19 protein-coding genes are annotated in these 19,421 nt (G+C 59.2%); 6 read left to right on the forward strand and 13 right to left on the reverse strand.

Translation table 11 applies throughout. The features are described 5' to 3' along the window. Positions 1 to 80: 80 nt before the first annotated feature. From ACR0DK_RS18495 to ACR0DK_RS18550, 12 genes are all read right to left on the reverse strand, one after another. Positions 81 to 344: a hypothetical protein gene (locus tag ACR0DK_RS18495; RefSeq protein WP_170398115.1), complete on the reverse strand. Its 264-nt coding sequence runs from the start codon at positions 342 to 344 to the stop codon at positions 81 to 83. Next, complete coding sequence (locus ACR0DK_RS18500; RefSeq protein ID WP_170408077.1) at positions 301 to 1,854, reverse strand: nitrite reductase; 1,554 nt, start codon at positions 1,852 to 1,854, stop codon at positions 301 to 303. The genes ACR0DK_RS18495 and ACR0DK_RS18500 overlap by 44 nt, the downstream gene beginning before the upstream one ends. After that, positions 1,829 to 3,043 (reverse strand): heme d1 biosynthesis radical SAM protein NirJ, encoded by a 1,215-nt coding sequence (gene nirJ, locus ACR0DK_RS18505; RefSeq protein WP_480737531.1) that lies wholly within the window; start codon positions 3,041 to 3,043, stop codon positions 1,829 to 1,831. Before nirJ ends, ACR0DK_RS18500 begins: the two co-directional genes overlap by 26 nt. Before the next feature lie 3 nt (positions 3,044 to 3,046). After that, positions 3,047 to 3,529: a siroheme decarboxylase subunit beta gene (gene ahbB / locus ACR0DK_RS18510; RefSeq protein WP_480737533.1), complete on the reverse strand. Its 483-nt coding sequence runs from the start codon at positions 3,527 to 3,529 to the stop codon at positions 3,047 to 3,049. Further along, a complete protein-coding gene (locus ACR0DK_RS18515) occupies positions 3,526 to 3,975 on the reverse strand; it encodes an Lrp/AsnC family transcriptional regulator (protein ID WP_170513576.1) in 450 nt (149 codons plus the stop codon). The genes ahbB (ACR0DK_RS18510) and ACR0DK_RS18515 overlap by 4 nt, the downstream gene beginning before the upstream one ends. Continuing rightward, the gene (gene ahbB / locus ACR0DK_RS18520) at positions 3,972 to 4,961 is read right to left on the reverse strand and encodes a siroheme decarboxylase subunit beta (protein WP_480737536.1); all 990 of its coding nucleotides are present in this window, start codon (positions 4,959 to 4,961) and stop codon (positions 3,972 to 3,974) included. The genes ACR0DK_RS18515 and ahbB (ACR0DK_RS18520) overlap by 4 nt, the downstream gene beginning before the upstream one ends. Position 4,962: 1 nt before the next feature. Next, on the reverse strand, positions 4,963 to 6,108 hold the full coding sequence (locus ACR0DK_RS18525) for a cytochrome D1 domain-containing protein (protein WP_480737538.1): 1,146 nt from the start codon (positions 6,106 to 6,108) through the stop codon (positions 4,963 to 4,965). Further along, entirely contained in the window at positions 6,105 to 6,386 is a 282-nt protein-coding gene (locus ACR0DK_RS18530) for a c-type cytochrome (protein WP_480737540.1), read from the reverse strand. The genes ACR0DK_RS18525 and ACR0DK_RS18530 overlap by 4 nt, the downstream gene beginning before the upstream one ends. 82 nt (positions 6,387 to 6,468) lie before the next feature. Further along, positions 6,469 to 7,230 carry a uroporphyrinogen-III C-methyltransferase gene (gene cobA, locus ACR0DK_RS18535; protein WP_480737541.1) on the reverse strand — a complete coding sequence of 254 codons (762 nt, stop codon included), beginning with the start codon at positions 7,228 to 7,230 and terminating at the stop codon, positions 6,469 to 6,471. Between the two features lie 189 nt (positions 7,231 to 7,419). Further along, a complete protein-coding gene (locus ACR0DK_RS18540) occupies positions 7,420 to 7,821 on the reverse strand; it encodes a cupredoxin domain-containing protein (RefSeq protein WP_480737543.1) in 402 nt (133 codons plus the stop codon). A 54-nt stretch (positions 7,822 to 7,875) separates the two neighbouring features. Further along, a complete protein-coding gene (locus ACR0DK_RS18545; protein ID WP_480737545.1) occupies positions 7,876 to 9,660 on the reverse strand; it encodes a NapC/NirT family cytochrome c in 1,785 nt (594 codons plus the stop codon). A 125-nt stretch (positions 9,661 to 9,785) separates the two neighbouring features. Beyond that, complete coding sequence (locus tag ACR0DK_RS18550) at positions 9,786 to 11,462, reverse strand: cytochrome D1 domain-containing protein (protein ID WP_170398146.1); 1,677 nt, start codon at positions 11,460 to 11,462, stop codon at positions 9,786 to 9,788. A 242-nt stretch (positions 11,463 to 11,704) separates the two neighbouring features. On the opposite strand from ACR0DK_RS18550, the gene ACR0DK_RS18555 reads away from it, so the two are divergent. Further along, complete coding sequence (locus ACR0DK_RS18555; protein WP_480737548.1) at positions 11,705 to 12,895, forward strand: NnrS family protein; 1,191 nt, start codon at positions 11,705 to 11,707, stop codon at positions 12,893 to 12,895. Between the two features lie 15 nt (positions 12,896 to 12,910). On the opposite strand, the gene ACR0DK_RS18560 is transcribed toward ACR0DK_RS18555, so the two are convergent. Next, positions 12,911 to 14,023 carry a Hint domain-containing protein gene (locus ACR0DK_RS18560; RefSeq protein WP_480737550.1) on the reverse strand — a complete coding sequence of 371 codons (1,113 nt, stop codon included), beginning with the start codon at positions 14,021 to 14,023 and terminating at the stop codon, positions 12,911 to 12,913. 272 nt (positions 14,024 to 14,295) lie between these two features. On the opposite strand from ACR0DK_RS18560, the gene ACR0DK_RS18565 reads away from it, so the two are divergent. From ACR0DK_RS18565 to ACR0DK_RS18585, 5 genes are read left to right on the forward strand one after another with little or no spacing between them, the layout of a single operon-like run. Then, positions 14,296 to 14,745, forward strand: coding sequence for a c-type cytochrome (locus tag ACR0DK_RS18565; protein ID WP_170398152.1), 450 nt, complete (start codon positions 14,296 to 14,298; stop codon positions 14,743 to 14,745). Positions 14,746 to 14,761: 16 nt separating this feature from the next. After that, entirely contained in the window at positions 14,762 to 16,129 is a 1,368-nt protein-coding gene (locus tag ACR0DK_RS18570) for a cbb3-type cytochrome c oxidase subunit I (RefSeq protein ID WP_170398155.1), read from the forward strand. A 5-nt stretch (positions 16,130 to 16,134) separates the two neighbouring features. Then, the gene (locus ACR0DK_RS18575; protein WP_170398158.1) at positions 16,135 to 16,944 is read left to right on the forward strand and encodes a CbbQ/NirQ/NorQ/GpvN family protein; all 810 of its coding nucleotides are present in this window, start codon (positions 16,135 to 16,137) and stop codon (positions 16,942 to 16,944) included. A 9-nt stretch (positions 16,945 to 16,953) separates the two neighbouring features. Next, positions 16,954 to 18,876, forward strand: a complete 1,923-nt coding sequence (locus ACR0DK_RS18580) for a nitric oxide reductase activation protein NorD (RefSeq protein WP_480737556.1) — start codon at positions 16,954 to 16,956, stop codon at positions 18,874 to 18,876. Then, positions 18,873 to 19,421 carry a cytochrome c oxidase subunit 3 gene (locus tag ACR0DK_RS18585; protein ID WP_170802503.1) on the forward strand — a complete coding sequence of 183 codons (549 nt, stop codon included), beginning with the start codon at positions 18,873 to 18,875 and terminating at the stop codon, positions 19,419 to 19,421. The genes ACR0DK_RS18580 and ACR0DK_RS18585 overlap by 4 nt, the downstream gene beginning before the upstream one ends.

Genomic DNA, 19,421 nt, shown 5'->3' on the forward strand with positions numbered 1-19,421 from the left:
ATGCCTTTGGGGTATTGGATTCTACCGAGTCGCGACTTGACTTAGGTTAGGTGAAGCAAATTTCTGATTTTCTTTTCAAATCAATCGTCTGCCTCATCCATCAGGCCACGCACCCAGCGCCCTGCCAGCCATGAGGCGGGCACGCCCAAGGGGATGGACCATAAGATCGCAGGTACTGGTTCAATCGCACCAAACCCCGCGCTGTGCAGGATCAGCCCAGCCAGAAACAGGTTGATGGCCACGGTCAGAGCCGTGGCCGGATAAAGCAGGATGGCCAGCTTCCAGACCGGCCATTTGCCTTCAGTGGCTGGTGCCTTCCGAGAAGGTGATTTTGTTCCAGACATTGTACTTCCCAGACGGTTTGCGCATCGGCAGGCGGCGGACCTCTTCCAGCGTTTGCGCGTCATAGACGATCACCGCGCCGTCATCTTCCCAGATCGAAACCAGCGCGTGACTGCCATCCTTGGTGAATTCTACATGCGCCACGGTCTTGCCCGGCGCGGGGCGCAAAGTTTTCACGATTTCAAGGCTTTGCTTGTCGATCACGTGCATGGCATCCTTGTTCGGGCCAAAGAACACATCGGCCCAGACGTAAGGCGAGTTCTCATGGCTGCGCATGAAAAATCCTGGCCCTTCGGTTTTGATCCGCTTGACGGTTTCCCATGTTCCCATGTCGATCACCGAGACCGTGCCATCGGTCAGATGCGGCGTCGCCATCACGGTGGTGTCGCCCTGCTGCCAGGTGATCCCCGAACCTAAGTGAGGCATCCCCGGCAGGTCCAGATCTGCGATCTTATGACCGATCACCAGATCAATCACCTGCCCGCCCTTGCCATCACGCGAGGCGCCCATAACGTATTCATAACTTTGATCGAAAAAGAAATCGTCCAGATAATCAGGCGTGGTGATCTTGCGCACGGGGAACGGGTCGGGGTTCTTGAACTGCCCCTCGATGCGGAAATCGTGGCCTATACCGGATTGCGGCGGGTTGGCCCCGTAGAACACCTCCCAAATCTCGGGGACATCCTTCAGCGCCAGAACAAAGCTTTCGCGCGGCGGTGCTTGATAAACGGCGGAAACACGGCTGGGAACGCCCTTTTTGCTTTTGACTTCAATGACTTTCGCGACCGACAAGTCCTCTGTCGACAGCAGGGTCAGTGAGTTCGGTAAATAGTTCGCTACTGCCACCCATTTGCCGTCACCCGACATGGCGATGTTGCGGCTGTTTAACCCCGCGCGCACGCGGCCCACCTGTTTCAGCGCCCAGATATCATATTTCTGCACCCAGCCATCGCGCGACATGATGAAGACATAGCGCCCATCGGGGCTGAACTTCGGCCCACCATGCACGGCGAACGGGGTTTCGAACCGATCCAGAACCTCGAACGTATCGCCGTCCAGCACACTGACATGATGATCGCCTGTTTCCACCACCAGCGTGATGTTCATCGGGTCGCTGTCCCAGACAGGCGCGTCAACCGATACGTACTCATCATCCAGAGTCCGGCTGGCCATGATATCGGCCTCACCCCATTCGGGATCGGTCTCCAGCGGAGATTTCAACCATCCCGCCAGTTCCTCGATCTGCAACGCGTCCAACTCGTGCGAAAACGCAGGCATCTGGGTGGCCGTACGCCCTTCGGCAATCACCGCCGCCACGCGTGGCCCACGCATCCGTTTCAACGTCTCGGGGATCAGCGCCGGACCGACCCCACCCAGACGGTTTTCGCCATGACATGAGGCACAGAATTCAGCATAATCCGAAGGTGCATCAGCCCAAGCTGCGCCGGTCAGCAGCAGCGAGCAGAATGTGCCGATTTTCAAGGTGTCAAAAGAATTGATGCGCCGGATCATGGCTTTTCCCTCGGAACGGCGTGACCTGCAGACGCTCGCCTGCGCCCTGCACGCCGATTTCTTCGTTTGATAGATAGCAGGCCGGGTCCTCGGCCCACGGGTCGCCGGTCAGTTGCAAGGCACGGATGCGGGTGTTGCCACCGCAGACATCCTTTAACTGACAGGCCCCGCAACGCCCCTTCAAAGGACGCGGACGGGTACGCAGCATGGCGAGCATCGGGTCATCGCTGGTCCAGAGTTCCGAAAACGATTTGGTCTTCACATTGCCAACAGTGTAATCGGACCAATAGGTATCGGGATGCACGCGGCCGAGGTTGTCGATATTGGCGACGCCCAAACCGCTAGAGTTGCCACCCCACGCCGCAAGATGTTCCCGCACATTGGCAGCTTTGTCATGGTCGAAATGCGACCGAACCCAGTTCAGGAAATACCCGGCATCGGCATCGTTATTGCCAGTCACGATATCCAGCGGACGACCGCCCGAGACGGCTTCCCACGCGCGTTCCAACAACAAATCCAAACCCTTACGGGTGCGCAAATGCTCGGCATCCTCGCCTCGGTTCTTGTCACCGCGCCCGGCATAGACGAGGTGAGACAGGTAGAACTTGTCGACACCCTCGTCGTCGCACAGTTGCAGCAGGTCAGGCAGGTGGTGCTGTGTGCCCTCGGTCAGGCAGAAACGCAGGCCCACCTTGATACCGCGTTTCTTACATTCGCGTACGCCGCGCAGAGCATCGGCAAAAGCCCCTTCGACGCCCCGGAACCAGTCATTCGTGGCCCCGATCCCGTCTAGCGAAATGCCGACATAGTTGAAGCCCACGTCGGCGATCATGTCGGCGGTTTCGTCGAAAATCCGCGTACCGTTGGTCGACAGTGCCAGCATCGGCACCAGATCGCGGGCGCGTTTGGCGATGTCGAAGAAATCGAACCGGTCCAGCGGTTCCCCACCCGAGAGGATCAGGGCCGGGACGCGGAATTGGCCCAGATCCTCAAGGGTTACCATGGCTTGCTCGTGACTGAGCTCACCGGGGAACGCGACATCTGCTGAAACGGTGTAACAGTGGCGGCATTTCAGATTGCAGCGCCGCGTCAGGTTCCAGATCACTACCGGCTTCACCGGGCCGGGACGGCGTCTGCGCACCGGTGTCGGTTTGACGAGCTGCTGCATGTATTCGGTAAGGCGGAACATGTCTCAGCCTTTCTTTTTCAACCGCAGCCCTGTCTTCTTCAGGATGCGCGTGGAATAGAGGATGTCCTTGGCCCGGCAGGCATCGCCCAGAATTGCGAAGATCTCGGCGCGTTTTTTCTCGACTTCGTCCCGGTCAGAGCCGTGGACCATGGCGAACAGGTTATAGGGCCAATCGGGCAGGGCGCGGGGACGTTCGTAGCAGTGGGTGACAAAGGGCAGCGCCCCGATCCGTGCGCCCAATTCCGCGAGCTGGCTGTCGTCTACATCCCAAACAGTCATTCCGTTTGCCGTCATCCCCAGCTTGTAGTGGTTCGGAGCGGCGGCGATGCGGCGGATAACACCATGGGATTTCAGCTCTGCCAGACGATACAAAAGGGCATCCTCGTCCAACCCAAGCTTTTCGGCAACGGCTGCGTAAGGCGCAGGCACAAGCGGCAGACCGCTTTGCAGCGCTTCGATAATCTCTCTGTCCTGAACGTCGATCATGCTGCCACCCGGAAGCCGATGAAAAATTCCTGTAGTTTGGGGAAACGGAGAACTTCGATCCCCGTTTCCCGTTCGATCGCATCAGCGGCGGCCTCGATCCCCTCAGGCGTTTCGGTGGCCAGCACGAACCACATGTTCAGCCGGTGCGTACGCTCATAATTATGGGCAACCTCGGCGTGCGCATTGACTTTGGTCAGGACGGTTTCGAATTCATCCTCTGGCACGGCCATGGCGCACAGGCAGAACGCTCCACCCATTGCAGCGGCGTCGAAAAACGGGCCGAAACGTGTGATGATCCGCTGCTCTTTCATTCGTGCGAGACGGGTTAGGAGTTCGTCTTCGGGAATCCCAAGTTCCTGGGCTACACTGGCAAAGGGATGCGCGGTCAGCGGCAGGTCATCCTGCATCCGGTTCAGGATTACGCGGTCGGTCGCGTCCATAGTCATGCTGCTGCCTCTTTCGGTTGGATCAACGCGCCGGTCTGTTTGAAACAACGGGTCGAGAACAGGACTTTGCGCTGCGCGCCAAATAGTTCGGGCAGGGCGGCGGCCCCGGCCAAAACCTCCATTGCCTCAGGGCGCGAACGCGCATGGATCATGGAATAGAGACGATAGGGCCAGACATTCTCGACCGGGTTGCGCTCATAGCACAGTGTCACACCTGGATGCGCTGCCAGTGCCGGGCCAGCGCTGCTGACCTGCTCGGCTGGCATATCCCAGACTACCATTGCATTGGCGGACCAGCCCAAAGCGCGGTGGCGTACGATGACCCCCAGGCGAGAGATGATCCCGGCCCGGTGCAAGGCGGCTACGCGATCCATCACGTCGTCTGTGTCGCGGTCCAGGGTTCGGGCCAGCGCCGCATAAGGATCTGAGACCAGCGACAGGCCGGAACTGAGGGCCTGCAACAGGGGGCGGTCGCCTTCTCGCATTGCTGAACGATCCACTTTTTGCGGGCCAGGGGCATTGCGGGTCTCGCCCGACATACGAAAGCCCAGATCAATGTTGAACGGCCGAACCAGCCGCAAATCCAGAACCCGCAGCCCCGAGCGCTGCGAGATCCTTGCGAGGGTGTCGTTCACATGCGCCCGGTCCGGGCCAGTGGCCACAAACCAAAGGTTCCAGTCATCCTCGCGCTGGTAATTGTGGTTCACACCTGGTTCCGCATCGATCAGCGCCGCGACCTCTTCCAGCCGTTCTTCCGGAGCCGCCACAGCCGCCAGCGTACTGGCGGAAACCGCGCCGGGTGCGATAGTCGCACCAACCCGCGTTATGCGCCCGGTTTTGCGCATCCGGGCCAGACGGTCGAGCATCTCTGCCTCTTCCAGCCCAAGGGCGTCGGCCAGAACCTGAAACGGGCGCTCTACGATGGGAAAATCACGCTGGAAATCGTCCAAAAGACGGCGGTCGATCGGGTCGGTGATATGCTGCATGTCAAAGCCCCGTTCTGTGTGCACGTGCGGTGAAGAAAATGCCCGAGGGGCTGTCGGCCTCAATCTCGCGCAGTTTTTCAAACGTTTGCGTGTCGTAGACCATAACCTTGTTGGCGTCGCGCACGCTGATCCAGACCTCATGCCCTCGCGGAGTGAACTCCATATGCAGTACGGCAGGGCCGGGTTTGAATTCGTGAATGATCTCCTTGGTCACAGAATCAATAACCTGAATGGTGTCGTTCAAAGGGTGGGCAAAGTTTACCCAAACCTGCCGCCCGTCAGGACGGGCCATGGCAAAGACCGGCTGACCATGGGTCTGCGTACGTCCGGTCTCGGTCAGAGTGTCGGCGTCGATCCACAGAACCTCGTGATGGCCGACGGCAGGCAGCACAAATTCGCGCCCCGTCAGCGCCCAGCCTTCGAGGTGAGGCATCTTGTAGACCGGCATCTCCTCTTGCCCGCGCCCATAGTTGGGCAGCACGCGGATGGGTTCGGGCGTCTCGGCCCAAAGGTCCAGCGCGGTCAGGCCATCCTCGCCAAACAAGCCGGTGATATAGGTGCGGCCATTTGCGGTGATCAGCGCGTCGTAAGGATTCTTGCCCATGTCGGGGATCTTGGTGATCGCGGGTGCGCCGTTGGAGAAATCAGCAATCCAGGTCTCGCCCGTGTCCCACATGGTAAAAACAAACCGGCGGCCGGGTGCATCGACCAATCCGATGGTTTTGCTGTCGGTAGGAATGTCCGCGACCATCTCTAGCGTGTCCGCATCGAAGACGCGCACACCGCCAGGTTCATAATTCGATACAGCGACCAGCTCGCCGTCATCCGAAATGGCACCGCCAATGGCGTTGCCCGCCTGCACGACCCGGTTCACGATCTGGCGGGTGACGATATCCACCTTAGTCAGGCCGCCGTCTCGTCCAAATACATAGGCAAAGCGTTCATCGGGTGAATAGACCAGCGAGGCATGGGACAGATCGCCCAGACCTTCGATCCGCGCCAGCGCTGCGCGGTCGGATTGGTCCACCAGAAGAACCGAGCCCTTGGCGCGTTCGATCACAAGTCCTAGGTCGCCGGTCGCCGTGGGTTCAGCCTGGGCGGTGGTCATCATAAGGGTGGCGGCGAGGGTAAGGATGAGCTGTTTCATTGTGCCTCCTGTGCCAGCAGGTAACGGGCGATCCATTCGGCCTCTTCTTCGCTGATCAGAGGCCGCCATGGGGGCATCGCGGTGTCGGGGATGCCGTCGAGGATCACGCCGGTCAGAACGTCCGCGTCGTAGTGCTCCAGAGTCTCGGATCTCAGATCAGAGCCGAGACCGCCTTTCAGCGACAGCCCGTGGCAAGAGCCGCAGTCCTGATGGACAAGACGCTTCAGTGCGTTGGGGTCAAGAGTGTCGGCGGCGAAGGCCGTGGTGGCAACAAGCACTGCGGAAGTGAGAACAGCACGTGCCGCCCATCCTTTGCGTCCTCTCACAGCCGGTTGCTGTGCCGGCCTTCTGGAACCGAACTTAGCCATGCGCCTGCTCCAAAAGGTCGGCCACAGGCCGTTCTGCATAAAGTGAAACTACCTTGCCGATGATGAACAGCGTGGGCGCCTTTAGCCCGGCCTTGCGCACATCAGCGGCCAGCCGATCCAGCCGGGATACCATCCGGCGCTCATCAGGTGTGGTCGCTTTGCCAACCGCCAAAACCGGAGTTGAGCCGGGTAGGTTCTCGGTCATCAGTCCCATGGCGATCTGGCCGATATTGGCGACGCCCATATAGACAACCAAGGTCGAGTCCGGGTCGGCCAGACGTTTCCAATCCAGATCCAGCACCTTGTCGGCCTGTCGGTGCCCGGTGACATATTGCACCGATGTCGCCAACCCGCGATGGGTCAGCGGCACACCTGTCGAACAGGATGCCCCCTGCGCTGCGGTAATGCCCGGCGCGTATTCGAGTGGGATGCCGTTTGCCATCAGGTGCGCGGCCTCTTCCGAGCCGCGTCCGAAGATCATCGGGTCACCCCCCTTGAGGCGCGCAACGGTGTGACCGGCGCTGGCTTCTTCGACGAGGATTTCGTTGATGCGATCCTGCGGCACGGTATGACACTTGGGGGCCTTCCCAACCGGGATCAGCCGTGCGCCATCAGCGTGCAGATTGAGGATATCGGCCGAGACCAGACGGTCATAGACCACCACGTCCGCCTCTTGCAGCATCCGCAGCGCGCGCAGGGTCATCAGTTCGGGGTCACCGGGGCCTGCGCCAATCAGAAAAACCTTACCGCTCATGTGCAAACTCGCTTGGTCTGAATGTCTTCGGAGCCCGGAATTCCTGCGCGATCAGGGGACGTTGCTGGGTGAGCCGGGCGTGTCATGCGGCCAGACTGGCGTAATCGGAAAGGAACTTCCTTGACTAAAGTTAAGGAGCGCGGGAATTGCCCCGCGCTCCTTTCGGCTTGCCTGTATGATTGCCTCGGCTCAGGGTTCGACGGTGATCATGCCGATCATGTTCTGTGTCTCCCAATGCGGGCCACACAGATAGTCCTGCGGACCCGGGGAGAGGAAGGTCAGGTCAACCGTCTCCTCAGGAAACAGACGATCGCTTTCGGGCTCGCTGCCGTCTTTCAGCAGGACCGAGTGACTGGTGCGCTTATCGACATTCACCCAGCGCACGGTTGTGCCCGGTTTCACGGTTAGCTCGGCTGGGCAGAACGTGTATTTGTACATCAGCACCACATCGGCATCCTCAACGGCGGAGGAGGGCTGACCGAACAGCTCGACATAGCGCTCTTCGGCTTCGGCACACAGCGCGGCGGTGTCCTCTGCCCATGCGGGCGCGGCCAGAAGCAGCAGCGCAGGGAGAAGGTGTTTGGGTTTCATTGTCCAAGTCTCCTCTTTTAAGCGGAAGGGGCCGGATCGCCCGGCCCCTCTTCCTTATTGTTTGACGACGTTGATGAAGGCGTTGTCGTCGTCCAATGCCAGGCTGGTATCCAGCGTCACGTGGTGGAACCGTGCTGCGGCAAAGTCATCGTGGATGGCAAAGCCCACCGTATAGGTCTGACCGGCCTCCAGCGGCACGTCACCAGCTGCGCCCGAGTTCAATGGGCGGGTGAAGACCACGGTCCACATACCTGCATCAAGGCTGGCAGAGGCGGCGATCTCACCGTCATTGACTACGCGCTGTTCCAGCAGATAGCCGTTGGTGGCGCTGCCGTCTGCGTAGACGCGCATCAGGTCCAGATAGGTGCCATCGGCCAGATACTGCTCGATCTGATCGGCGGCCTGCAGCTTGTCCCAGCCACCCAGCGCCTTACCGCGGCGGCCTTTGATCTCGACCTCGGTGCGGCTTTCGCTGATGTATTTGGTCACAGTGTCCTGCGTGCTCAGCCGACCCGAGACATCGCCATTTGCGGTAATCGCCTCGGCACCCGGGTCAAAGGGCATGTAGCTGTTGTCTGCATGGCACGAGGCCCAGCAGCCGACCTGATCGCCCAGCTCAATCCCAGTGCCGGTGATCATCATGGCCACCTTGATCTGGTTGTCCGGGTCCATCTTGCCGCCATCGACAAAGGGGGCGGGGTTGTGGCCCGCATCCGGCCATTGCAGACGGATATACAGGGTCTCATCATCATGCGCGGCTTGAACGGTGGCGTCTATAACGCCGCGTTTGCCCGGGATCGGGGTTGGTTCCAGATCCCCACCGGCCACGATCTTGTTGCCGATCGCGTCCAGTTCGGCAGCGTGACAGGTGGTGCACTTGTCTCCGCCCTTGGTCAAAGGACGTGCTCCGCCGTGGGATCTGCCGTTCTGAACCCATTCAAACGAGGCCTGACCGGGATAGAACAGTTTCATATCTGCACCGGGGACAGCGGCCCAATCGATATTTGTGCCAACATCGCTGCCGCCACCTGCCGGGGCTGCGGCATCTTCGCCAGAAGCTTTGGCACGCTCTTCCGCGACGGCTGCGTCAACCGCTGCTGCGATCTGGGCCTGAACAGCCTCTTGCTGGGCTACACGCGCGGCTTTCTCAGCCTCGGCATCGGCGGCTTCTTTGGCTTCAATCCGCTCGAGACTGGCCAGATATTCGGCGGGGATTTCGCGAATGAAATCTGGGTTCGGCGCTTCAAGCTTTTCCAGATACTCTTCGTCGGCCCGGTCGCGGGCGTCCGAGTGCGCAATCCCCTTGTGGCAGTCAATACAGGTCTGACCAACGGTCATCGCGTTCAGGTGCTGCTGACGGGCGCGGGGTTTCTGGAACTCGGGCATCATCGACTCGAAGTCATGGCAGTTGCGGCACTCGCGCGAGTCCGTGGATTTCATCCGCTCCCATTCATTCATAGCCAGATGCACGCGCTTGGCTTCGAATTTCTCGCGCGTGTTTATCGTGCCGACCACCTTGCCATACAGTTCTTTGGACGCCTTGATCTTACGGATGATCTTGTGAGTCCAATCCTTGGGCACGTGACAGTCGGAACAGACCGCGCCTACGCCCGAACGGTTCACGTCGTGGATTGTGCCGGTGTATTCTTCGTAAACGAAATCTCGCATCTCGTGGCACGAGACGCAGAATTCCTTGGTGTTGGTAGCTTCCATAGCGGTGTTGAACCCGCCCCAGAAGATGATGCCGGCGGCAAAGGCCGCAGCGATCCCGGCCACGGGCATTCCCCACAGGAAATACCGGCGCCAGATTGGTTTTTTCTTTTCCGGTTCGGAGGTCATATCCGGTCTCCGTTTTGGCTTCTTTTTCTGGCCCTGGATGTCAGGCCTGTGGATTTGGCTGATGAGTCAAACGAGGAAAGGGCGGGCGAGGGGCCCGCCCTTTCCGGTGCTGAGTACAAAACCCGTCAGGTGACGTGGTTCGAACGGTTGTAGACGTTGAACTTGCCGGTGGGTGCAAACAGTCCCTTCACGCGGCCGATCTCTTCCAGCGTCTTGGCGTCGAAGATCACGATCTCGCCATTTGGCTCTTTCGAGGTCGAGCGGTTCCACTTGGACACCCAGACCTCGGATCCGTCTTGGTTGAACTCGAAGTGGACGGCGACGTTGCCTTCCTCTTCTGTGATCTGGATCGTTTTCACGATCTCACCGGTTGCCTTGTCGATGACCTGCACCGATTGCTGGATCTCAGGCTCGGGGTGCTTGGTCTGGTCGGCCCAGATGTAGTCCGAGTTCGGATGGGTCCGGATGAACAGACCGGGTCCGTCGGTTTCCACCTCATAGCAGACCTTCCAGGCATCGTCCGGGCGGCCTTCGGGGTCGTTGCCCCAAACGGTAACCGTGCCTTCGCCCAAGTGGGTCGTACCGGCAACAGGACCGCAATTCGGGTCATCCCAGTTGGCGCCCGGGCCGGGGTGCGGCAGCGGCGCGGTATCGATCATAGCTTCCAGCTTGTGAGTCTCGGTATCGACCACGACCATCTTGTTCGACGCGTTTGCGGCGATCTGGAAATAACGGCCGGTCGGATCAAAGAACCCGTCATGCAGGAACTTTGCGCTGTCGATCTTGTCGATACGCAGGTTGTCCAGATCGGAGTAGTCCACCTGCCACAGCTGACCGAGTTCCTTGACGGCCACGATCCACGTGGGCTCGTTCGGGGTGGTGTAGATGGCGGCCACGCGGGCCTCTTCCACATAATCCCCGTCCACGTTGTAGCCACGGGTCGAGACAACCTTTTTCGGCTCCATGGTTTCGGCGTCGACGATGGCGAAATGAGGGGGCCAATAGGCGCCACCGATGACGTATTTTCCGTCACCCGATACCGCCACGTCGCGAGCGTCATAACCAATGGTAACCTCGGCAACCAGCATGTTCTCGGGGTTCTGCCACAGGTCGATCTTGGTCATCTTCCCGTCGCGGCCCATGGTGTACCAGAAGCGGCCCGGGTTTTCCGGTTCTTCCAATTTGTGGTGTTCCGAGGCTTTCAGAACGTGCACCGCATAACCGGTTGGGATATGCGCCAGCACTTCCTTGGTGTCACCATCAATCACGGCCACCTTGCCCACGTCACGTTCGATGACGACAAAGAAGTTTTCCCAGTTGCGGCCATGCAGAGGTTCGGTCGGGTAGTCTTCGGGTTCGACATAGACCTTGCGGGTCGCCATCATCTGCTCAAGCGACATTTCTGGCGGTTGGGGCGGCTCCATCTGGATGTAGGTCGCCATATCGCGGATTTCTTCTTCGGACATCACGTCCGAGAAGTTGTTCATCCCGCCTTCGGTGCCCCATGCGATGATTTTTTCCAGCCGCTCCTGCCCCAGTTTCAGGGTGCCCGACTCGGTTACGGTACCATCGTCATTCTTCGTTTCAACCAGCGGCTCAAGGCTTTTGCCGGTTGCCCCTTTGCGCAACACACCGTGACAACCGGCGCAGCGTTCAAAGTAAAGTTGTTTTGATGATTCAAAGGCTTCCTTGCTCAGGGTTGGCTCTTCGGCAAAGACTGGCGCAGCGACGCTGCCCAGCAACATTGCCAAACCGACCCCTAAGGCGCGGCCAGTTCTGTTGTAGCTGATTCCAAGTGACATGATCACTCTCCATTTGCTGGTGAGGCAGGTCCTAGGGTGAAACATCACGCGTTTGTCATCCTTGACGAAAGTCAACGGAGCGCGCGCAAATTGGAAATTGACGGGCTATAATGAGCCATAAAACAAAGGGAAAACCTGAGTTTCAGGGACATGTTTTTCGGATGCTTGATTTCGGTTAAGTCCATCACTGGTCGGCCTTGCTAAACCTGTTCCAACAGCCATTGAGGCCGAGGAGAACAGGCATGTCGGCAGTGATCGCGCGCGTATTGGGCGAGGGGTTTCGCATCTTTTTCCTGTCCGCCGGACTTTTTGGTCTGTTCGCGGGAGGCGCGTGGGGTTTTTGGTTGATGACGCAGACCGGGTTGGTCGGATACGAAGACCCAACCTATTCCATGAGTCCCCCAATGTGGCACGCGCATGAGATGATCTTTGGCTATGCCACAGCAGCTCTGGGCGGGTTCTTTCTGACGGCTGTTCCCAACTGGACCGGGACCCCAGAGGCGCGCGCCAGGTTCATCATGCTGGCCGCAGGTCTCTGGTTGGCCGGGCGGGTAGCGATGTGGTTCTCCGGTGCGCTGCCGCCGGTTCTGGTCGCTGTGTTCGATCTGGTCTTTGTTCCAATTCTGGCGGCAAAGATTGCTACTCAGCTGATCCGACGCCCCAAACCGCAGAACATGGTATTCCTTTTGCTGCTCAGTGCGATCTGGATTGCCAACTTGTTAACCCATTTAGAGTGGATCGGTGTGACCAGCGATACGCTGGACATCGGATTGCGGGCGGGGTTGCTGACGCTCTGTAGCCTAATCGCGATACTTGGCGGGCGCATTACGCCAGCTTTCACCCGAAATGCGATGAAACGCGCGGGAGAGCCCGAATCCAACTGGCCTATTTCGGTAGGAACGTTTGATAAAGCCGCTATGGGGCTTGCACTTTCACTGCCGCTGAGCGTGCTCGTCTTTGGAATCGGACCTGTATCAGGCGCTATCGCGCTGATGCTTGGCGTTGCTCAGATCCTGCGCATGGCACGTTGGCGCGCACGCTGGGCACTGCGGCAGCCGATCCTGATCGCGTTGCATCTGGGGCTGGGCATGCTGGCGCTGGGCCTGATCCTGTGGGGGCTGGCAGTGCAGGGGTTCGGCAGCGAGATCGGGGCGCTGCATGTTCTGGGCATTGGCTGCGTCGGCGGCATGACCCTTGCCGTGATGAGTCGGGCCGCCCTCGGCCATAGTGGCCGTGCCCTCGTGGCCTCGCCACCCATGGCGATCGCTTACGGTTTGATGGCGGCAGCCGCAGTTTTGCGCTGGGTCGGGTCGGCGTTTGACCAGGGATATCTGGTTGCGATGCTGGCCTCAGATGGGCTGTGGATCTGCGCCATCGTCTTGTATCTGGTGGCGATGTGGCCCGCGTTGACCGGGCCACGTCTAGCGGCCTGAGCAACGGTTCTTAGATCAAGAAGGTCGGAGCAACGCCCTGTCATTCTTAATATGTCGTTGCAGCAAAGTATGGATTTGTCTTCCGCGTTTTGGAATCTGGCGGGCTGCGATTGGTTGATGGTCTGGCAAAGCTAACTCTGGGAAGAGCGCAACAATTTCGGCCAGCGCCTCGGGCTGTATTCCTTTCAAGGCTTGCTTGCCTGTGAATAGGCTTTCTGACGGCGCGCCTTCCGCCAACACGATCTCATGCCGGTCGAACAGAATATGGAAATACACCACGCCCTGAGCTGTCTCGTCGACGGTTATGCCGGGTATGCCGACCAGCTTATGGGCTGGGACCAGAACCTCTTCGCTGTCGAACATGCGAACGGCGATACTCGAACGGATCAACATGCGATGCTGCGGTGAGACCAACAGATCACGTCGCGGCAGGTTGCTTCCCAGGCTGCCCGCTGTGATTCGGATCGGGCGCAGCTTGGGATTGAGCGCAAATTCAGACCTATCCAGAGCGCGCGCGCCGATCCAGCGAATTGGTTGTGGCCCATGATCCAAGGTGACAACCATGTCACCAGCGGAAAGCGTTTCTATCGCGAAATCACCATCAGGTGTCGCGATAAGCGTTCCGGCTGAGAAACAAGGAACATCAACGATGGAACCGGGGTCAGTCGTGTCCGGTGCGTTGCTCGGTGTAACGTTGACGACGCTCATCGAATACGTCACCCCGGGATCTAGGGGCTCAGAGGTTATGTAGCCAGCGTTGGTTCCTTCAACCTCGACAAGGTACACAGTGATTGTCCCACCGCCGGGATTCGTCAGAATGTAGGATTCTTCCAGATAGATGTCGCCGCTCAGAAACGTTGTCGAACCATCAAGGTTTGTTACCGTTCCGGTCTGTGTATCGTCGTCGCCATTTTCGTTGTTGAATCTGTCGCCGTTGAAAACATCCCCGGTATCGGGAACTGGCGGGCCAAACCCATTTCGAATGAAACCACCGGCCTCGTCCTCAACATTGAATACCCTTCGGTCCGTCGCGGGGTCATAGCTTGCGTCCAGGGTGATCGTATCAGGCCCAATTGTATTCACCGTAATAACGCCGGGTGCGTACCCGATGTATGAGTAGTTCGCCATTCTTTAACCACCACGCTTCAGGTGCCATCTACGCACCTCTATTCACCAATAAATCGAGAACGCTCGCTTCAACTGTTCGAACGTCCGGAAACATGCTGTTCTAAGTACTATTTTTCAAGGCAATCTGAGGGCATTTTAGTGATACTGGCGCAATTATGATCACTGGTGTCCAATTCCGCGCTTACTTTGGCATGCTTGACTTTCGTTAAGGCAGCCCTGCGACCCACCCGCCATTGTCATCAGACTAGCTAATCTGCGCAAAGGAGAGCGCAATGCGAGAAGTCATGACAAAGAGCATGGCTCGCAACATATTCTATGGCGGGTCACTGTTCTTCATCCTCATCTTCCTGGCCCTGTCGGCCCACTCGCACTGGTACATCGTCAACTCCGAGAATTCGGCGAAGCTTGATGACAGTGTGGTTCGGGGCAAACATGTCTGGGAAAAACATGCCTGCATCAACTGTCACACGATCCTGGGCGAGGGCGCCTACTACGCGCCGGAAGTCGGGAATGTGATGACCCGCTGGGGTGTGCTGGACGACCCGGAATCGGCCTTTGAAGCGCTCAAGGGCTGGATGGAGGCGCAGCCGACCGGCATTCCCGGTCGTCGGCAGATGCCCAATTTCAACCTCAGCGACGAAGAGATCCGCGATCTGACCAACTTCTTGATCTGGACGGACAACATCGATGCGCAGGGCTGGCCGCCCAACGAGGCAGGCTGAGAAAGGGAACGGAGCAATGAAATACGAATCCCAAAAAATCGCCTACGCCTACTTCGCAGTAGCGATGGCCCTGTTCGCGGTACAGGTAATCGGCGGCCTGCTAGCCGGTTTCATCTATGTATTCCCGAACTTCCTGAGTGAGCTTCTGCCGTTCAATATCGTACGGATGCTGCACACCAACTCTCTGATCGTCTGGCTACTGCTGGGCTTCTTCGGTGCGGCCTACTTCCTGATCCCCGAAGAGACCGAGCGCGAGATTCATTCGACCAAGCTGGCCTATCTGCAGTTGATCATTCTTGTGGTTGGCACGCTGGGCGTGGTCGTGACCTATGTCTTCAACCTGTTCGAAGGCAACTGGCTGCTGGGCAAAGAGGGGCGCGAGTTCCTTGAACAACCCAAATGGGTCAAGGCGGGCATCGTCGTGGCCGCGCTGATGTTCCTTTACAACGTGTCACTGACCGTTCTGAAGGGCAAGAAGACGGCGATTTCGAGCATCCTTGTTCTGGGCCTCTGGGGTCTGGCGCTGCTGTTCCTGTTTGCTTTCTACAACCCGGGCAACCTGTCCTTGGACAAGCAATACTGGTGGTATGTCGTCCACCTATGGGTCGAAGGCGTATGGGAGCTGATCATGGCCTCGATCCTGGCCTACCTGATGCTGAAGCTTACGGGCGTTGACCGTGAGGTGGTCGAGAAATGGCTCTATGTCATCGTCGCCGCCGCGCTGTTCTCGGGCATCCTTGGGACAGGTCACCACTACTATTGGATCGGTACACCCGGCTATTGGCAGTGGATCGGTTCGATCTTCTCAAGCCTCGAGGTGATCCCGTTCTTCGCGATGATGGCCTTTGCCTTCGTCATGGTCTGGAAGGGCCGTCGTGACCACCCGAACAAGGCTGCTCTGCTGTGGTCACTGGGCTGTGCAACGCTTGCCTTCTTCGGTGCCGGTGTCTGGGGCTTCCTGCACACGCTGCACGGGGTGAACTACTATACCCATGGCACGCAGATCACCGCAGCCCACGGTCACCTGGCTTTCTACGGTGCTTATGTCTGCCTCAACCTGGCGATCTTCAGCTATGCGATGCCGATCCTGAAGAACCGTGATCCCTACAATCAGGTTCTGAACATGGGCTCGTTCTGGCTTATGACCAGCGGCATGGTCTTCATGACCTTCGTCCTGACCTTCGGTGGTACAGTGCAGACTCACATGCAACGTGTGGTCGGTGACTACTTCATGGACGTGCAGGACCAGATCGCGATCTTCTACTGGATGCGTCTTGGCTCTGGTGTGGTCGTGGTCCTTGGTGCGCTGCTGTTCATCTACTCGATCTGGGTGCCCCGGAAAGAGGTGATTGAACCCGGTGCCTCTGAAACCCCTGCGGAGTAATGGATATGGATGGCTCCATGAAACTGAATGAGGGGGCGGCGAACGCCCCCTTCTACCTCGCCCAAAGCGATGAATGCGATGTGTTCACCGCCGCCTACAACAACGACCTGCCGGTCTTGCTGAAAGGCCCAACAGGTTGCGGCAAGACCCGCTTTGTGGCCCATATGGCTGCCAAGCTTGGCCGCCCGCTTTACACCGTGGCCTGCCACGATGACCTCGCCGCCGCCGACCTGATCGGTCGCTACCTGTTGAAGGGCGGCGAAACCGTCTGGGTTGATGGCCCTCTGACTCGTGCGGTGCGCGAAGGCGCGATCTGCTACCTTGATGAGGTGGTCGAAGCCCGCAAGGACGTCACCGTTGTGCTGCACCCGTTGACCGATGACCGGCGCATCCTGCCGATCGACCGCACCGGCGAAGAGCTTGAGGCCGCGCCCGGCTTCATGCTGGTGGCCTCGTACAACCCCGGATACCAGAATATCCTGAAAACCCTGAAACCCTCGACCAGGCAGCGGTTCATCTCGCTGGAATTCGACTTTCCTTCGCCCGAGATGGAGGCCGAAGTCGTCGCGCAAGAAAGCGGTCTGCCGCTTGAACGCTGTAAACCGCTGGTACGCCTTGCAGGAAAGTTGCGCGGGCTTAAGGGTCAGGACCTTGAGGAAGGCGTGTCCACCCGGCTAGTCGTTTATGCCGCGACGCTGATCGCACAGGGCATGTCCACCGACCGCGCCATCCTCGCCGCAATGATCGAACCTCTGACTGATGATGAGGATATCAAACGCGGGCTCCTCGATCTTGTCACGGCTGTCTTTGGGTGAGGCCGGCCGATGGTCAGGATCGATTTTGAGCCATGGGAACCCGAAGAAACGATCGGGAAACTGTGGCACACCCTTGCCAGTCGCCTTGATGCACCTGAAGTGCATGATGGAGCCGCGGTTGACCTCTCAGAGGTCGCAGGGCGGCTGGCAGTCCTCTTTCGAGGACTTGGGGGTAGTCCGGGCGTAGAATTGCGCCCGGTCTCGCCCGAGATTTCGCGCCACCGTCTGGGGTGGCGTCGTCGTCTGGCAACCGAGGCCGAGATGATGCCGCGTGCGTCGTTCGATGGCGAAGTTCTGCGTTTGCCGGATCGGCTGGCGGTGTTTCCCGCGCGTGAAGCCAACGGTGCGCTTTATGTCTGGCTGGCCGCCGCCGCTGCACATGCCGGAACTCGTATCGACGAAGACGACCCGTTGCGCGCCGACCTGCATGCGCTTGTCGCCGCCCGACAGATGGTCGAGGCGGCGTTGCACAACGCCCCCGGCCTGCGCCCGCTTTATACCGAGCTGTGCAAGGGCGTGCTGTATCAACGCGACATTTCCGGGCTGCCACCCGTCGAGGCAGCGGTTGAAGAACTGGTCCGCCACATGCTGGGCGACCCCGCGCCTTTGTCGCCAAAGGCTGAACATCTTCTAGCGTTGGATGACGACCTCACCGCCCCGCGCGGCTATCAGCATTTCCGGCCTGTCCCGCTGTGGCCCGAGTTGCGCCCGGTCGGGTTCTCCGAACATAACGAAGTGGAGAACCCCGAAACCGAAGGACCGCCCGAGGAATCCGGCGAAAAAACCCACCGTGCCCGCCGCCGCAAATCGGATCAGGCCAACCGCAGCGACAGTTTCATCCTGCACAAGTTCGAAGCGATCCTCAGTTGGGCTGAGTTCCTGAACATCAACCGGCGCATCGACGATGACGATCCTGATAACGCCAAGAAAGCCGCCGATGATCAGGAAGAGATTGGCTTGGGTCAGATCTCGAAGGCGCCGCCGACCAAACTGAAACTTCATCTGGACCTCGCTCCGGAGGACGTGAACCGCGAACGCCTGTCGGGACGGGTTTTGTATCCCGAATGGGACGTGCGCATCGGCCAATACTTGCCCGATCATGTCAACGTTCTGACCTCGGATGCCGAGATTCGCGAAGATGCCGCCGAGTTCGGCAAAGACCCCGCCACTGCCCGCCGCATCCGCGCCGTGAAACGCCAGTTCGAGGCGCTGCGCCCGGGCCGCGTGATGACGCGCGGTCATCTGGATGGTGATCAATTGGATATCGAGGCAGCCGTTCGGGCGCAGGTAGACCGTTGCGCCAATGGCGAAGGCACCGAACGTATTTGGATGCAATCGCGCCCCGAGGCGCGCGATTTGGCGGTGTCTATCCTGCTGGATGTCAGCCGCTCGACCGAAAGCGCCGTCACAGGCCGCGCCGTAATCGACATTGAACGCGAGGCTCTTGCGGCACTCGCCTGGGGTCTGAACGCCTGCGGCGACGATTTCGCCATCCACGCCTTCAGCTCGCTGAAACGCCAGCGGGTTTACGTGCAGCGCTGTAAACGCTTCGATGAGCCGATGGGTAGTTTGGTGGAACAGCGCATCGCCTCGCTGCGCCCCGGCCACTATACCCGCCTCGGCGCCGCAATCCGCCATTGTTCCGCCGATCTGGCCAGCCAATCGCGCAAACGCCAGTTGCTGTTGATCATCACTGACGGCAAACCCAACGATCTGGATCATTACGAGGGCCGCCACGGCATCGAAGACACTTGTATGGCCGTGCGCGAGGCGCGTCGGGCAGGGCAATCGGTCTTTGGCGTTACCATCGACAAAACCGGCAAAAGCTGGTTCCCGCGCATGTTCGGTCAAGGCGGCTTCGCCGTCATCCCCGACCCGCACCGGCTGATCATGGCACTGCCTCAGATCTACCGCCAACTGGTTGGAGCATGAGCGACGCCTCTTTGATCGATGAGCTTCCGGGCGAGCTGCTGATGTGGGTTCTGATCATCTCGGAATTGCTGGTTTTCGGCGCGGGCCTGATTGCCTTTATGGGCGTGCGCCTGACCGACCCGACAGGATTTGCCGAGGCTCAATCGCACCTTTACCGGACAGGGGCAGCGCTCAATACGGTGGTGCTGGTCACCTCGGGCTATCTGGCGGCGCAGGCGCTGCAGTGGCGAAAAATCGCGCGCCGGGGCGTGGCTCGAATGGCCTTGATCACTGCCGCCGCGCTGGGTGTCGTGTTCCTGATCATCAAAGGTGCGGAATACGCGGGCAAAGCTGCACAGGGGATCACCTATGAGACCCACCCATTTTTCCTGTTCTATTATCTGCTGACCGGGTTTCACGCCGCACATGTGTTGGCAGGGGTCGGTATCCTGCTGCTGGTCGCCTGGCGTGACGATCCACGCAACATTGAGGCAGGTGCGCAGTTCTGGCACATGGTCGATCTGGTCTGGATCATGCTTTTCCCCGTGATCTACCTGCTGGGATAA

It is taken from the genome of Ruegeria sp. CE6, from assembly GCF_056537485.1.

What these genes read in the sequence shown, in the direction of transcription:
- ACR0DK_RS18565 (WP_170398152.1), top strand. Translation starts at nt 14,296, where the DNA reads ATGCGAGAAGTCATGACAAAGAGCATGGCTCGCAACATATTCTATGGC.
- ACR0DK_RS18550 (WP_170398146.1), bottom strand. Translation starts at nt 11,462, where the DNA reads ATGTCACTTGGAATCAGCTACAACAGAACTGGCCGCGCCTTAGGGGTC.
- ACR0DK_RS18575 (WP_170398158.1), top strand. Translation starts at nt 16,135, where the DNA reads ATGGATGGCTCCATGAAACTGAATGAGGGGGCGGCGAACGCCCCCTTC.
- ahbB (WP_480737536.1), bottom strand. Translation starts at nt 4,961, where the DNA reads ATGCAGCATATCACCGACCCGATCGACCGCCGTCTTTTGGACGATTTC.
- ACR0DK_RS18545 (WP_480737545.1), bottom strand. Translation starts at nt 9,660, where the DNA reads ATGACCTCCGAACCGGAAAAGAAAAAACCAATCTGGCGCCGGTATTTC.
- ACR0DK_RS18495 (WP_170398115.1), bottom strand. Translation starts at nt 344, where the DNA reads ATGTCTGGAACAAAATCACCTTCTCGGAAGGCACCAGCCACTGAAGGC.
- cobA (WP_480737541.1), bottom strand. Translation starts at nt 7,230, where the DNA reads ATGAGCGGTAAGGTTTTTCTGATTGGCGCAGGCCCCGGTGACCCCGAA.
- ACR0DK_RS18500 (WP_170408077.1), bottom strand. Translation starts at nt 1,854, where the DNA reads ATGATCCGGCGCATCAATTCTTTTGACACCTTGAAAATCGGCACATTC.
- ACR0DK_RS18585 (WP_170802503.1), top strand. Translation starts at nt 18,873, where the DNA reads ATGAGCGACGCCTCTTTGATCGATGAGCTTCCGGGCGAGCTGCTGATG.
- ACR0DK_RS18580 (WP_480737556.1), top strand. Translation starts at nt 16,954, where the DNA reads ATGGTCAGGATCGATTTTGAGCCATGGGAACCCGAAGAAACGATCGGG.
- ACR0DK_RS18570 (WP_170398155.1), top strand. Translation starts at nt 14,762, where the DNA reads ATGAAATACGAATCCCAAAAAATCGCCTACGCCTACTTCGCAGTAGCG.
- ACR0DK_RS18555 (WP_480737548.1), top strand. Translation starts at nt 11,705, where the DNA reads ATGTCGGCAGTGATCGCGCGCGTATTGGGCGAGGGGTTTCGCATCTTT.
- ACR0DK_RS18525 (WP_480737538.1), bottom strand. Translation starts at nt 6,108, where the DNA reads ATGAAACAGCTCATCCTTACCCTCGCCGCCACCCTTATGATGACCACC.
- nirJ (WP_480737531.1), bottom strand. Translation starts at nt 3,043, where the DNA reads ATGTTCCGCCTTACCGAATACATGCAGCAGCTCGTCAAACCGACACCG.
- ACR0DK_RS18515 (WP_170513576.1), bottom strand. Translation starts at nt 3,975, where the DNA reads ATGACTATGGACGCGACCGACCGCGTAATCCTGAACCGGATGCAGGAT.
- ahbB (WP_480737533.1), bottom strand. Translation starts at nt 3,529, where the DNA reads ATGATCGACGTTCAGGACAGAGAGATTATCGAAGCGCTGCAAAGCGGT.
- ACR0DK_RS18560 (WP_480737550.1), bottom strand. Translation starts at nt 14,023, where the DNA reads ATGGCGAACTACTCATACATCGGGTACGCACCCGGCGTTATTACGGTG.
- ACR0DK_RS18540 (WP_480737543.1), bottom strand. Translation starts at nt 7,821, where the DNA reads ATGAAACCCAAACACCTTCTCCCTGCGCTGCTGCTTCTGGCCGCGCCC.